17 protein-coding genes are annotated in these 13,347 nt (G+C 59.6%); 10 read left to right on the top strand and 7 right to left on the bottom strand.

Annotated features, from left to right (window positions below; all coding sequences use genetic code 11):
- The first annotated feature begins 290 nt into the window (after nt 1-290).
- The 3 genes from AB4N47_RS05175 (at nt 291) to AB4N47_RS05165 (ending at nt 2,775) form a co-directional block, all read left to right on the top strand.
- On the top strand, nt 291-761 hold the full coding sequence (locus tag AB4N47_RS05175) for a hypothetical protein (RefSeq protein ID WP_341639397.1): 471 nt from the start codon (nt 291-293) through the stop codon (nt 759-761).
- Between the two features lie 464 nt (nt 762-1,225).
- Nucleotides 1,226-2,119, top strand: coding sequence for a sensor histidine kinase (locus tag AB4N47_RS05170; RefSeq protein ID WP_263217635.1), 894 nt, complete (start codon nt 1,226-1,228; stop codon nt 2,117-2,119).
- On the top strand, nt 2,116-2,775 hold the full coding sequence (locus AB4N47_RS05165; protein WP_016770832.1) for a response regulator: 660 nt from the start codon (nt 2,116-2,118) through the stop codon (nt 2,773-2,775). The genes AB4N47_RS05170 and AB4N47_RS05165 overlap by 4 nt, the downstream gene beginning before the upstream one ends.
- Here the strand turns inward: AB4N47_RS05165 and yegS are convergent.
- Nucleotides 2,759-3,676 (bottom strand): lipid kinase YegS, encoded by a 918-nt coding sequence (gene yegS, locus AB4N47_RS05160; protein WP_206421794.1) that lies wholly within the window; start codon nt 3,674-3,676, stop codon nt 2,759-2,761. The genes AB4N47_RS05165 and yegS overlap by 17 nt on opposite strands.
- Nucleotides 3,677-3,991: 315 nt before the next feature.
- Here yegS and AB4N47_RS05155 point away from each other — a divergent pair, with 315 nt between their 5' ends.
- Nucleotides 3,992-4,300 (top strand): hypothetical protein, encoded by a 309-nt coding sequence (locus AB4N47_RS05155; RefSeq protein WP_341639396.1) that lies wholly within the window; start codon nt 3,992-3,994, stop codon nt 4,298-4,300.
- 59 nt (nt 4,301-4,359) lie between these two features.
- Here AB4N47_RS05155 and AB4N47_RS05150 read toward each other — a convergent pair whose 3' ends face one another.
- Together AB4N47_RS05150 and moaB are read right to left on the bottom strand one after the other, a co-directional pair.
- Nucleotides 4,360-5,586: a molybdopterin molybdotransferase MoeA gene (locus AB4N47_RS05150; RefSeq protein ID WP_341639395.1), complete on the bottom strand. Its 1,227-nt coding sequence runs from the start codon at nt 5,584-5,586 to the stop codon at nt 4,360-4,362.
- The gene (gene moaB / locus AB4N47_RS05145; protein WP_341639394.1) at nt 5,570-6,109 is read right to left on the bottom strand and encodes a molybdenum cofactor biosynthesis protein B; all 540 of its coding nucleotides are present in this window, start codon (nt 6,107-6,109) and stop codon (nt 5,570-5,572) included. Before moaB ends, AB4N47_RS05150 begins: the two co-directional genes overlap by 17 nt.
- A gap of 81 nt (nt 6,110-6,190) precedes the next feature.
- On the opposite strand from moaB, the gene mobA reads away from it, so the two are divergent.
- Together mobA and AB4N47_RS05135 are read left to right on the top strand one after the other, a co-directional pair.
- A complete protein-coding gene (gene mobA, locus AB4N47_RS05140; protein WP_122601955.1) occupies nt 6,191-6,793 on the top strand; it encodes a molybdenum cofactor guanylyltransferase MobA in 603 nt (200 codons plus the stop codon).
- 78 nt (nt 6,794-6,871) lie between these two features.
- Nucleotides 6,872-7,093, top strand: coding sequence for a YgdI/YgdR family lipoprotein (locus AB4N47_RS05135; protein WP_016770600.1), 222 nt, complete (start codon nt 6,872-6,874; stop codon nt 7,091-7,093).
- 82 nt (nt 7,094-7,175) lie between these two features.
- On the opposite strand, the gene AB4N47_RS05130 is transcribed toward AB4N47_RS05135, so the two are convergent.
- From AB4N47_RS05130 to AB4N47_RS05120, 3 genes are all read right to left on the bottom strand, one after another.
- Nucleotides 7,176-8,066, bottom strand: coding sequence for a pseudouridine synthase (locus tag AB4N47_RS05130; RefSeq protein WP_341639393.1), 891 nt, complete (start codon nt 8,064-8,066; stop codon nt 7,176-7,178).
- 70 nt (nt 8,067-8,136) lie between these two features.
- Nucleotides 8,137-8,454 (bottom strand): hypothetical protein, encoded by a 318-nt coding sequence (locus AB4N47_RS05125; RefSeq protein WP_016770837.1) that lies wholly within the window; start codon nt 8,452-8,454, stop codon nt 8,137-8,139.
- Between the two features lie 109 nt (nt 8,455-8,563).
- A complete protein-coding gene (locus AB4N47_RS05120; protein ID WP_122611525.1) occupies nt 8,564-8,803 on the bottom strand; it encodes a glutaredoxin family protein in 240 nt (79 codons plus the stop codon).
- A gap of 198 nt (nt 8,804-9,001) precedes the next feature.
- On the opposite strand from AB4N47_RS05120, the gene AB4N47_RS05115 reads away from it, so the two are divergent.
- Nucleotides 9,002-10,714, top strand: coding sequence for a cation:proton antiporter (locus AB4N47_RS05115; RefSeq protein WP_016770839.1), 1,713 nt, complete (start codon nt 9,002-9,004; stop codon nt 10,712-10,714).
- Here AB4N47_RS05115 and AB4N47_RS05110 read toward each other — a convergent pair.
- Nucleotides 10,711-11,919, bottom strand: a complete 1,209-nt coding sequence (locus AB4N47_RS05110; RefSeq protein ID WP_341639392.1) for an ammonium transporter — start codon at nt 11,917-11,919, stop codon at nt 10,711-10,713. The two genes, AB4N47_RS05115 and AB4N47_RS05110, sit on opposite strands and share 4 nt — an antisense overlap.
- 300 nt (nt 11,920-12,219) lie before the next feature.
- Between AB4N47_RS05110 and AB4N47_RS05105 the strand changes: the two genes are divergently transcribed.
- Genes AB4N47_RS05105 through AB4N47_RS05095 form a run of 3 tightly spaced genes read left to right on the top strand, consistent with a single transcriptional unit; the run spans nt 12,220 to nt 13,258 of the window.
- Nucleotides 12,220-12,534, top strand: a complete 315-nt coding sequence (locus tag AB4N47_RS05105) for an ElaB/YgaM/YqjD family protein (RefSeq protein ID WP_016770842.1) — start codon at nt 12,220-12,222, stop codon at nt 12,532-12,534.
- A 2-nt stretch (nt 12,535-12,536) separates the two neighbouring features.
- Entirely contained in the window at nt 12,537-12,923 is a 387-nt protein-coding gene (locus tag AB4N47_RS05100; protein ID WP_008079909.1) for a phage holin family protein, read from the top strand.
- Nucleotides 12,920-13,258: a hypothetical protein gene (locus AB4N47_RS05095; RefSeq protein WP_016770844.1), complete on the top strand. Its 339-nt coding sequence runs from the start codon at nt 12,920-12,922 to the stop codon at nt 13,256-13,258. Before AB4N47_RS05100 ends, AB4N47_RS05095 begins: the two co-directional genes overlap by 4 nt.
- Nucleotides 13,259-13,347 lie beyond the last annotated feature (89 nt).

Genomic DNA, 13,347 nt, shown 5'->3' with positions numbered 1-13,347 from the left:
TCATTGCGGCGCGACCTCGGTTTGCACGTTAGGTTCCCGCGCCTAAGGGATTCCCCTAGGATCAATCAGGCCCAACCTGATATTCGCCATTTCCAATAGCCATTACTGTGACGCCATTCTCATTGCATGAACGGAGTCAGGCTATTGTGTGCGATCGCAATTCAGTGGCAACCCACCCTCTGGAACCCCTCGGTCCGTGCACCTGCACCGCCGGGCGCGATCTGCCGACGATTCACGATCGTCGCCACATACGGCCATCCGTCAACCAACACGACGTGGTGGAGATGAACATGCCAATCGACCGTAAAGACTGGGCGCAACGTTTCCCCGAATTTCTGGTCGAGGCCGAAACGCTTCTCGCCAAGTCCGAAGAATGCCTGAGCCATCTGCAACTGATCAGCAATGACAAGGATGCCATCGACTGCATGCTCGGCACTCTGTTGAAGCTGGCCGGCCGCGCCGAAGCGTTGGCACTGGAAGCAATCTCCGAGTTTTCCCTGCACATCTACAGTCTGCTGAATCTGACCCAGGATCGCGTCGACCTGCACGAACAGGCCCTCGATGCCTTGCGAGACTGTTTCACCCTGATGGCATGGCAGCTTGAGCTGGTCGATCATAAAACCGGACAACTGAGCCTTGATGGCAGCGAGCAGACAGCCCTGCTTGAGGCCTTCGCGGCACAAATGGGCCAGGACACGTACGAACCGAAGATGATGAGCAAACGTTTGCTCTCTACGTCCCTGATAGCGCACCAGGCTTGAGAAAACAGGCCGCGAAACTGTCGTAATTGAATAGTGCATACCTGCCAGCGACAATCCGGGGCAAATAATCTGCCCGACCAACGGCTGATTTCCAGATGCCGCCATCAGGGTTTTCCCTGTGTGCTCCCAGAGACACTTCCAGGCAGAATCGAAGTCGTCCAACTACAAAAACTCCAACTTTTTCCAATATGGAACTTGCGTCCACGATTCGGTATTTCCTGACTGAATGGACATATATAGCGACCGCGACCAACGGTATGTTAAGTGGTATTATGCCGCCGGTTAATTACCTGCCGTTTAATGGCACAGTGACTCCAGCGTTTCATTAGCAATGTTATTGCCGGTCAATGATTGCTTAACGAATGCGGTATGAATCAATAACATAATTGACAGTATTTCCACACAGAGATCCGCCAGTCACCGGTCGGTCTGCCCGCAGCGAACATCCATTGGCTCCATCCGTTATGTACGCCAGTCTCAAGTCACTCATCACATGGCCACCCTCGCGGGAAAACGCCCGGCGCTTCACACTGGTTCTGTGTGTTCTGGCGACCCTGGGAAGTCTGCTGGCGTATGTTGTTTCCGCGCGCATTCCCTTGGGATTGCTGGCACTCGACATCGCCGCCACCGCGTGCGTCTGGGTGCAATATCGCTTGTCGCGCAAATCGATCAAGTTTCAGCCACAAGAATTGGCTGATCGACTGCTGCAAGTCCAGGAGAACGAACGACATCGCCTCAGCCGTGAATTGCACGACGATATCGGCCAGTTGCTCACCGCCGCCAAGCTGCAAAGTGACTGGCTCAAACGCCGCCTGCCGGAAGATCTGCAGGAACAATGCAAGGTCCTCTGCGACACGCTGGATGAAACCCTGAACAAGGTGCGTGACGTCTCGGCGATTCTCAATCCACGTCAATTGACCAGCCTGGGCCTCGAAGCCAGCCTGCGTGCGCACTTGCTCAAGACACTGGCCAACACGCCGGTCAACTGGAGTCTCGATTGCCAGCAGCGGCTCAACGGCATTCCCGAGGAAATGGCCGTCGCCGCGTTTCGCATCGCCCAGGAAGCCGTGACCAACATCCTCCGGCACGCACAGGCAAAAAACCTGTTGATTCGGGTACAGCGATTGCCGCAAGGTCTGACGCTGTTGATCAGTGATGACGGCCTGGGTTTTGCCCCGGCGGCCGACCCGGCCAGAGAAGGTCAACGCGGCATGGCCGGAATGGCCGAGCGTATCGAACAGTTGGGCGGCACATTGAGCGTTATCAGCGAGCCGGGCAAAGGCACTCGAATCGAAGCACTTTTCCCGTGGGCGCCTCGGGCACTCGAACGGGCCAGTACGAATAAGGTTATGCGTTGACTTGTAACTTACTTCTGGTGGATGACCACTCGCTGATCAGAGCCGGCGTGCGCGCTCTGGTACTGGATATTCCCGGTTACGCGGTAATCGGCGAAGCCAGTGATGGTTCGCAATTGCTTGAAATGGTCGAGCAATTGAGCCCGGACATCGTATTGCTGGACATCTCGATGAGAGAAACCGGTGGCCTGGAAGCGCTGCAACGGCTCAAGCGCGTGCGGCCGCAGAGCAAAGTGCTGATTCTGTCGATGCACACCGATCCGGCGCTGATCATGCAGGCACTGGAATCCGGCGCTCATGGCTACCTGCTCAAGGACACCACGGCCACCGAGCTCGAGCACGCGCTGGAAGCCCTGCGCAACAACGAACGCTACCTCAGCCCGGCCATTGCCCATACGGTGATCAATCAGGCACTGACGCGAAACCAGAAAAGCCAGCCGGACGTCGCCGATTCGCACAATCTGACCGCGCGCCAGCTGGAAATCCTTCGCCTGATCGTGCGCGGCAAATCGACCCGGGAAATTGCCAACGGCTTGGGCTTGAGCGTCAAGACCGTCGAAACCCACCGCGCACAGATCATGAAGCGCTTGCAGATCTATGACGTGGCGGGTCTGGTGCTGTTCGCCGTGCGTGAGCAGATCATCAGCCTTGATGACTGATTGACGGTTGTTGGCCCAATAACGGCGAGTCCTTCGGCAGATGCACCTGCAACGCTGCAGGTTTCGCAACAAATCGCAGACTGTCGCCCTCCAGCGGCTCGCCATCGAGATTGATGCTCAGCCCTTCGGCGACCTTGATCTCGACCCACGGCAATCGCGCCCGCACAAACATATTGTCGAGGCCGAAGCCCTCGCTCAGCAGATTCTTCAGCGTGCCGACCAGCTCCTGCGGTGCCGGCAGAATGCTGATGTCCAGCAAACCATCGTCGACTCGCGCCTCGGGGCACAGCACATGGCCGCCGCCCGCCTGCCGTCCGTTGCCGATTCCCAGTGCGAGCAGTTCACCCTGCCAATGAAAGTCCGGCCCCTGCAACTCGCCGTAAGCGGCATGCAGTTCGCTGAACCGGGTCAGGCCGGTAAACAGATAAGCGGCGCCGCCCAAGACCTTTTTCAGGTCTTCCGAAGTATTGGCGGTCACCTGGCTACCGAATCCGCCGGTCGCCATGTTCAGGAAAATCTGCCCGCCCACCTCGCCCAGATCGATATCCGAGGGCTGAATGTCCAGTAGCTCAAGGGCTTCGGCCGGCTCCAGGGAAATACCGGCGGCGCGGGAAAAATCATTGGCGGTGCCCAGCGGCAGCAACACAAGACTGGCTTTTTGCGGATGCTGAGCCAGCGCCTCGGCAATATCGCGCAACGTGCCATCACCGCCACCGGCGATGATTTTGCTGTAGCCGGCCGCCAACGCTTCCTCGACCAGACGCTGGGCGTCGCCGGCCTCCCAGGTCACTCGGACAGCCAGTTCCCAGCCTTGCTCACGCTTGGCTTCGACGGCAGCGCGGACATCCTCGTTGAGTGCCTGTTTGCCATGCAAGATCAGCAGTGCCCGGCGTTCACTCATAACGTCACTCCAAGAATTGAAATCGATTGAAACATCTTGACCACTGCGCGCGTTAAAAAAGCCGCAGGGATGGCAATTAATTGCTGTTCAAACGGCCAGCGTCCTACACAGCGGTATTTTTTCGTACGGAACAAGAGGAATCGGCTTAATTGACCCCGTCCGATCATTGGGTCACCGTGTGCCGGCAGCACCAACTTTCAACTCAATAACACAAGGATGTGCCGGTAATGAACGGATACCCCGCGATTCATTTCCATGAATCGAGCAATGGAATAATCAGCAAGCGTGCAGTTGCTACGACCAGCGAGTACTTCCATGCGCAACCATGAAACCAAGGCACCGGTGAGCCCGGTCGCCGCTCTCGCCGAAAGTCGTGCCAGCAAGAAACCAGACTTCTGTAACAGCGCCAAGACCCCTGGAGAGTTTGATATGGAACCCCGACTCAGCGAGCTGGAGACTCACTTCAAATACATGCGCCGCGACATGGACGAAGTGCTCAATGATGTGCGGACGATCAAACACCGTCTGGCGTATTCGGCGGGTGCCACCGCTGTCATCCTTGGACTGCTGGGATGGGTGGCCAACAGCCGATTCGACCAGTTGGTGACGTTGATCAGCAACTGACCGAATCATTCGTTGCACGCGCCGTGCGTATCAGCCGACGCGTGCATGGACGAGATGGCCTACCCCAGAAGGTCACTGAGGGGAATGAAGCTCACTTCATCACCCTCGCTCAGCGTGCGGCCCTCTCGGACTTCCACCAAACCGTCGGCCCACGCGGCGCTACGCAGCACACCCGAACTCTGGTTGCGGTAAATGATCGCCCGCCCCTGTTCCAAGCGCCCGCGCAGATATTCACGACGGTTGCCGGCCACCGGCCAGACAAAACCTGCTGGCACTGCAAACTTGAGCGGCTCGACATCTTGCACACCCAGGCGACGCAAAAGATAAGGCCGCGTCAGCAGGGCGAACGTCACCAGCGTCGAGGTGGGATTGCCGGGCAGGCCAATCACCGGCACGTTGCGAAAATGACCGAACGTCAATGGTTTTCCGGGCTTGATGGCCAGCTTCCACAGGGCCAACTCGCCTTCTTCACGCAGGGCAATGCCGAGGAAATCCGCCTCACCGACCGAGACCCCGCCGGTAGACAGAATCAGATCGACGCCTTGCAATTCGCCCAGCCGCGCCCGCGTGGTGGGCAGATCGTCCGGGAGAATTCCGCCATCAATCACTTCACAACCCAGACGCTGCAGCCAGCTGCACAGAAGTACGCGATTGCTGTTGTAGATCTGGCCCGGACCCAATGCCTGGCCGGGTTCAACCAGCTCGTCGCCGGTGGACAAAACAGCGACGCGAGGTTTGCGCACGACATTGAGGCCGGCACAGCCAAGCGAAGCAGCCAGGCCCTGCTCAATCGGTCCGAGCCGGGTTCCAGCTTGCAGCACCAATTCGCCGACCGTGGTTTCCTGGCCCTGCGGACGAATGTTCTGCCCGGCTTTCAAAAGCTCAAGAAAGCGCACTCGGCCATCGGCCTGGACTTCAGCATTTTCCTGCATCTCGACACAGTCCGCGCCCGGCGGCAGCGGTGCCCCGGTGAAGATGCGTGCGCAGGTGCCTGGCTCCAAAGGAAGTGGAGATTGCCCGGCGAAGACCTTTTGACTGACCGGCAGCGGCTCGCCTTGCCAATCCGCCAGGTTCAAGGCGTAGCCGTCCATGGCGCTGTTCGGCCATGGCGGCAGATTCAGTGTCGAGATCAGATCTTCCGCCAGCACCCGCCCTTCGACTTGAGCCAGCGGCAAGTGCTCGCGCTCGACAATGCGCGACGCATCGGCCATGGCCAGCAAGCGCTCGAGCGCCGTTTCGACAGGCAGCAAACTGCCGGTCTTGCCCGGCTTACCCACGGGATTCACAAGGCGCCGCCTGCTTCAGATGGGTGACGAAGTTGCAGGGACGATGACGGGCGTCCAGTTGCTCAGCGAGAATGCCGTCCCAACCGGTGCGCACTGCATTGGTCGAACCTGGCAGGCAGCACACCAGCGTGCCGTTGGCCAGACCAGCCAGGGCCCGGGACTGCACAGTCGAAGTGCCGATATCGGCCACGGAGATCTGGCGGAACAGTTCGCCAAAACCGTCGACCTGCTTGTCGAGCAGGCATGCCACCGCTTCCGGCGTGCTGTCACGCCCGGTGAAGCCGGTGCCGCCGGTGATCAACACAACCTGAACCACATCGTCGGCAATCCAGTTGGCGACTTGCGCGCGAATTTTGTAGAGATCATCTTTAAGCAAAACCCGCTCGGCCAGCGCGTGACCGACCGCGATCAAGCGATCAACGAAGACCTGGCCGGAGGTATCGGTTTCCAGGGTTCGGGTGTCGCTGACAGTCAGCACCGCAATATTGAGCGGCACGAAAGGTACATCAGCCTTGGCTTTCATAGGCTCTTCCAGTTGTAGGGGAAACAGCCCGGTGTTATATCACAGCGGCTCATTTTCCCGCCGCCCCTCTGGAGAGTCGTCATGCCCTCGAACAGTCAATTGCCGCCCTGCTCCGTCCTGCTTCTGGCGGGTGGACGCGGCCAGCGCATGGGCGGTCAGGACAAGGGGCTTATCGAGTGGCTGGGCGAGCCGTTGATCGCGCATCTGCAGCGCAAGGTACGGCCGTTGACCGACGACCTGATCATCTCTTGCAACCGCAATCGCGAGCGTTATGCCGGGTTTGCCGATCAGTTGGTGATGGATGATGAAGGCGATTTCCCCGGGCCGCTGGCCGGTATTCGTGCCGGGCTGAAAGCGGCGCGCCATGCGCATCTGCTGGTGCTGCCATGTGATGTGCCGCGAATCGACAAGGCCTTGCTCGAAGACATGCTGATTACTGCCGATCTGCAACGTGAAAAACCTTTAATGCTGCGCCACGGCGAGCACTGGGAACCGCTGCTGTGCGTGATTCCCGTGGCGCTGTTGCCGGCATTCGAAGCAGCCTGGAATGCAGGCGAGCGCAGCCCGGGGCGGGTAATGCGCAGCCTCGGCGCCGTCGCATTGCAATGCCCTGACAACGACCCGCGACTGGCCAACCTCAACACCCCGGAATTGTTACATCTGCACAACACTGTGTCAGACTGACATTATCCAAGGAACTCTCACGCCTTGTTTACGTCTCAAGCTCAGTAACCAGAAGATTTCCCATTCGGAGACACACTCATGACTCAACGGACCCTCGCCACTTTCATGCTCGCACTGGGCCTGGCAACCCTCGCAGGTTGCTCCTCGCCAACAGTGATCACCTTGAATGACGGTCGCGAAATCCAGGCCGTCGACACCCCGAAATACGATGATGATTCGGGCTTCTACGAGTTCCAGCAGCTGGACGGCAAAGAGACCCGCATCAACAAGGATCAGGTTCGTACCGTTAAAGAGCTGTAAGGCTCCGCGTCGTTACCGGATACAGAAAAGCCCGCATTGTCATGCGGGCTTTTTCATGGGCGCTCGGAAAGCAGTTTCAGCATTACCACTGCAAGGTGATTTGACTCTCGAACTCCCGCAACTCACCGGTCACCGGGTCGATGAAGCGCAGGCCTTGCGCAAGCAGCTTCAACGGGTTGGCGTAGTCGTCCTCGACATCTTTCAACACAGTCGGATAAAACGGATCGTTGCAAATACTCGCGCCCAGCGCCGTCATGTGCACCCGCAGCTGATGCTTTTTGCCGGTCACGGGATACAGGCCATAGCGCCACAGATCACCATTTTTCTCACGCACTTCGACCGCCGTTTCGGTATTGCAGGCGCCAGGCCCTTCTTGCATACGGAAAAACGGCTCGCCATCGATCAAACGGCTCTTGTGCACCAAAGGGAAATCCAGCTCGGGCAGCGCCGGGGCGATCGCTTCGTAGCGCTTGTCGATCTGCCGGGTCGGGAACAATGACTGATAGGCCGAGCGGGTCTGCGGATTGGCCGAGAAGATCACCAGCCCTGCGGTGTGCCGGTCAATGCGGTGCAGCGGCACCAGATGCGGATTGTCCAGCCTACGGATCAGCCGCCGCAGCAGGGTTTGTTCGACATATGCTCCGGCCGGGGTGACTGGCAGAAAGTGAGGTTTGTCGGCCACCACCAAGTGTTCATCGGCATAGAGAATCGACTCGAGAACCGGGATCGGCTTTTCGTCCGGCACCTCACGAAAGTAATGAATGCGCAGCCCTTCCCTGTACGGCAAGTCCAGCGCAATCGGCTGGCCCTGCGCATCCAGCACCCGTCCGCGAGCAATCCGGTCAAGCCACTGTTCGCGGCCGATGGCACTGAAGTGCTCGCACAGGCAATCGAGTACCGTCAGCCAGGGACCGGGCGGCAAGTACAAGGTGCTGGCCTGATTGTGCGCAGCGGAAAATACGGGACTGGTCATACGAAACAGAAATCCTCAATGCAGGCCGGCATTATCCAACAGTGAGGCAAAGCCACCTAGCGCAGTTTGATCAGGCCGGAATCGACTTGAGGGCCGCCGCTTCGGTGAACTCCTTCAGCCAGCGCAACACATCGACCGCTTCCCAACGCCCCGGGTCGTACAACGCGTACAACAGGCCCTGATAACCGACCACATCCAGTTGTTTGTGATAACCGGCGCGCTGGAACAGGGCTTCGATCTCGGCAAAGCAGGTGTTGAAATGCAGCTTGTTGAACGGCGTCTTGCCTTCCGTGACCAGCCCGTCCAGGCGCAATTCGAGGACGGCCTCGCGCACCACGTCGACCGACATCCGGTTAACGCTGCTCTTCAACTGTTCGACATTGACCACGGTTCATCCCTCTGACTCGATTGCTGTATGGACATACAGTAACCGAAGAATTCAGCGAGCGCCAACGCAAGGATGTATCGCTGCGACCAGCGGAAGGATCAAGGCAATATCAACAGCCTAAAAATGCCACTACCTGGTCGCCACTGAACGGCCAATCCAGCTCAGCGCCAGTGTCAACCCGCCGCAGTACCGGGATGCGCAAGCTGTATTTTTCGAACCACGATTCGTCTTCGGCGATGTCCACCAATTCAACCAGCAGACCATGCTCGACGAAGGGCATCAGCTCGGCTTCGGCAACTTCACACAGATGACACCCGAGGGTGCCGAACAGCTGACATTCTGGAGACATGACGGCATTACCGGAAAACAAGTGAGCCCATTCTAGGACGCCACTAAACCCTCGTCGACCCGGCGCCGCCCAAAGGCCCGAACGCTGCCGGCGCAAAATCCTGACGCAAATCATTCACCGCAAATTGCAAATGCGTCATCCTCGCGGACTTTTTGCCTCTACGCTTCAGAGGCCAACGCCCTGACAGCGGAGTGTCCCGTGTTTGCAAATCTGTTGATCATCCTCGCCTCATCCCTGGTGGTGATTGCCCTGTTCCGGCGCCTGCGACTGCCGCCGGTGCTGGGTTACCTGTGCGTGGGCTTACTGGTCGGGCCGAACGCATTCGACTGGGTCAACGAGAGCGAACATCTGCCGGATGTCGCCGAGCTGGGCGTGGTGTTTCTGCTGTTTTCGCTGGGTCTGGAGTTCTCCCTGTCGAAGATGATTGCGCTGCGTCAGGTGGTGTTTCGCCTCGGCAGTCAGCAAGTGCTGATCAGCACAGCGCTGCTCGGCACACTGTTGATGGGCCTGGGCATGCCGCTGATGCCGGCGCTGTTACTCGGGGCAGGGTTATCGCTGTCATCCACGGCGATCGTGACCAAGGAGCTGGGCAGTCTTGGTGAAGTATTCAGCAGCCACGGCCAGAACGCGGTCGGCGTGTTGCTGTTTCAGGACGTTGTCGCGGTATTGCTGCTGACACTGGTTCCGGTCTTCGCCGGCACCAGCGAGCAGGCCTGGTATTGGGCCTTGCCGTTGACCCTGGGCAAAACCGTGGTGCTGTTCTTCGGCCTGCTGCTCGCCAGTCGCTGGTTATTGCCACGGCTGTTTCATGAGGTGGCGGCCTCGCGCTCTGCGGAGCTGTTCGTCCTGCTGGCGCTGGTGATCGTGCTGCTGACTGCCTGGCTCACGCACTTGTTGGGGCTGTCGCCTGCACTCGGCGCTTTCCTCGCCGGCATGTTGCTCGGGGAAAGCCATTACCGGCACCAGATCGAAGCCGACATCCGGCCCTTTCGCGACATTCTGCTCGGCGTGTTCTTCGTCAGCATCGGCATGCTGATCGACCTGCAATTGTTCGTCAGTCACAGCCTGTTGATCATCGGCCTGACGCTCGGCCTGATGCTGATCAAGGGCATCGTGGTCGCGCTGCTGGTGAAATGGCGCGGCAGTGACAGCGAAACCGCGTGGCGCAGCGGTCTGGCCCTGGCCCAGGGTGGGGAGTTCTGTTTTGCCTTGATGGCGCAGATGCAGCAGAACAGCCTGTTGCCGGCCGAACCGGGCGCCCTGCTGCTCGCAGCGACGTTCTGTTCGATGCTGCTCACGCCACTGCTGTTGCGTGCGGCGCCGCGCATCGCCGCCGTGTTGCACCGCAAGCCCAATCAGGAGGCGCAGATCGAACAGATCAGCGCGCTCAACGCCGACCTCGACCAGCACGTGGTGATCTGCGGCTACGGGCGCGTCGGCCAGTCCATCGGCCGCTTCATGGGCAACGCCGGGCAAGCCTATGTTGCGCTGGACAACGATCCGGTGCGGGTGCAGGAAGCCGCATCTGCGGAAAGCGACGTGCATTACGGCGACTCGGCGCGTGGCGATCTGCTTACTGCGGTTGGCCTGTTGCGCGCCCGGCTGCTGGTAATCGCCGTGGATCAGAGCGACGTGGCGTTGCGCATTCTGCGCGAAGCCCGGCGACTCAACCGACAGGTGCCGATTCTGGTACGCACCCGTGACGACAGCCAATCGGCGGAACTCAGAGCTGCGGGCGCCACCGAGGTGGTGCCGGAGCTTTTGGAGTCAAGCCTGATGCTCGCTTCACACGCGCTGATCATGCTTGGCCTGCCCGCACACAAAGTGCAGGAGAAGGTCGATCAAGTGCGTATCGATCGCTATCGCCTGCTCCACGGTTTCTATCCCGGAGCCAATGATGAGGAAATCTAGTCCTGACTCACCGCGCCGATCTTGTGCAGCGACAGGTCGGCGCCGTAATACTCTTGTTCCTGACTCAGGCGCAGCCCATGCAATGCCTTGATCGCGCCGTAGACGACGAAGCCGCCGACCAGCGCGACCGCGACGCCAAGCGCAGTGCCGATCAACTGGCTGATCAGGCTGACACCGCCCAGGCCACCCAGCACAGACTGACCGAAGATGCCGCAGGCAATCCCGCCCCACACGCCACACAAACCATGCAGCGGCCATACGCCCAGCACATCGTCGATGCGCCATTTGACTTGGGCAGCGGTAAAGCACCAGACAAACAAGGCTCCGGCGATCGCGCCGGTTACCAGCGCACCGACCGGATGCATCAGGTCGGAGCCGGCGCAAATCGCCACCAGCCCGGCCAGCGGGCCGTTGTGCAGAAAGCCAGGGTCGTTGCGCCCAACGATCAACGCCGCGACGGTACCGCCAACCATGGCCATCAGCGAGTTGACCGCGACCAGGCCACTGACACCTTGCAGGGTTTGCGCGCTCATCACGTTGAAGCCGAACCAGCCGACAATCAGGATCCACGAGCCCAGTGCCAGAAACGGAATGCTCGACGGCGCGAACGCGACCAGGCGCCCATCGCGATAGCGACCATTGCGCGGGCCGAGCAGCAGAACAGCGGCCAACGCCAGCCAACCGCCCACGGCGTGCACCACCACCGAGCCGGCGAAATCATGGAATGCCGCGCCAAACTGCGCCGTCAGCCAGCCTTGCAAGCCGAAATTGCCGTTCCAGATCAGCCCTTCGAAAAACGGATAGATAAACGCCACGATCAGCGCCGTCGCGCACAACTGCGGGACGAAACGCGCGCGTTCGGCAATGCCGCCGGAAATGATCGCCGGGATCGCGGCAGCGAAGGTCAGCAGGAAGAAAAACTTCACCAGGCCATAGCCGTGGTCAGCCGCGAGCACCGCCGCCGGTTGCATGAAGGTGACGCCATAGGAGATCCAATAGCCTATAAAGAAATAGGCCAGGGTCGAGACGGCGAAGTCGCTGAGGATTTTCGCCAGCGCGTTAACCTGATTCTTCTGCCGGACCGTGCCGACCTCCAGAAAGGCGAAACCGGCGTGCATCGCCAGTACCATCACCGCACCGATCAGAATGAACAACGTGTTGGAGCTGTGAACCAGCGAGTCCACAGCGCTTTGCAGATTTTCCATGAGGAGGCAGACCCAAGGCTAAAAGGCACCAAAGCGGTTCATGCGGGCATTTCATGCACCAAATTACGACTCATCAAATATCCAACGGCAGGGTTGATGAACTGATTTGGCGCATATATCGATGTCCGATCACGAACCGCGAGCAAATGAATTAGAGTTTTCTGCTCGGACGCCCGGCAACAGCGCACATACGCCGAGCGACGCACCACGACACAGCAAAAGTTGTACCAGGCATTTGCACTGAACCTTCGCGCAAGGCTCATACTCGAACGCTTCAAAGCCACCTACGGAGATCCACCCATGGCCAGCATCAAGGCAAAGACTGCTCAAGAAATCCTGATGAACGACTTCCAGACTCTGGTCGCCGACACCGAACGCCTGCTCGAGCACACCAAGACCCTCGCTGGCGATCAGGCCGATGAGCTGCGTGCCCAGATTCACGACAGCCTGCTGCGTGCCCGGGAAACCCTGAAAGTGACTGAAGACACCTTGCGCGAACGCGGTCAGGCGGCGGTCACCGCTACTGAAGACTATGTATCGGCCAACCCATGGCAGTCGGTGGGCATCGCTGCCGGCGTCGGCTTTCTGATCGGCCTGCTGGCAACTCGGCGCTGATCATGTCGATCGGTGAATCCGGCCCGACTGCGGGCACCGCCTCCTCCACGCGTCGCCTCGGCGCTGCCGTTCTGGGCCTGCTGCACAGTCATGTCGAGCTGTTCGGCATCGAACTGCAGGAGCAGAAATCACGCACTGTCAGCCTGCTGCTGTTCGCCGGCCTGGCGTTGGTGTTTGCCCTGCTGTTGCTGGTGGGTCTGTCGACGCTGGTGATGATCATCTTCTGGGACACCTACCGCCTGGCAGCGATCATCGGCCTGTGCGTGTTTTACACGCTGGCGTCGATCTTCTGCGGCCTACGCCTCAAAGCGGCGATTTTCGATGAGTCCTCGCCTTTCCACGGCACGCTCGAAGAGCTGGCCAACGACCGGGAGCGCCTGCTGCCATGAGCCTGCCTGAACTTCCGCACAACAGCTCACGCCGGGAAATGCGCAAGGCGCTGATCCGCCTGCGCATGGAAATGCACCGTCAGGAAATCCGCCACGAAACCGCGCAAGTGTTGCAACCGTTGCAGCGCATGCGTGGCATGAAGCAGAACGTGCAGGACGGTTTTGGCATCAAGCACGCGCCGTTGTGGGGCGTGGCGGCGGTGACGCTGCTGGGTTTCCTCACCGGCAAAGGCTCGAAACGCAGCAGTGGTGGCGGTTTGACGCGACTGCTGCGTCTGGGCACGACGCTTGGGCCGCTGATCAGACTGGTCATGCACAGCTCGGGCAAACGCTGAAGCGCCCATCTGGCTACATTCTTGCAATAGCGCCGGGATGAATCTCCTTATCGGGAGATTCCATCCCGCGTGCCTATCCGGCAAGCGCG

Source organism: Pseudomonas sp. S3_G06 (assembly GCF_054667565.1).
Note: the sequence above shows the minus strand (reverse complement) of the source record. Positions and strands in the feature narration are given on the sequence as shown.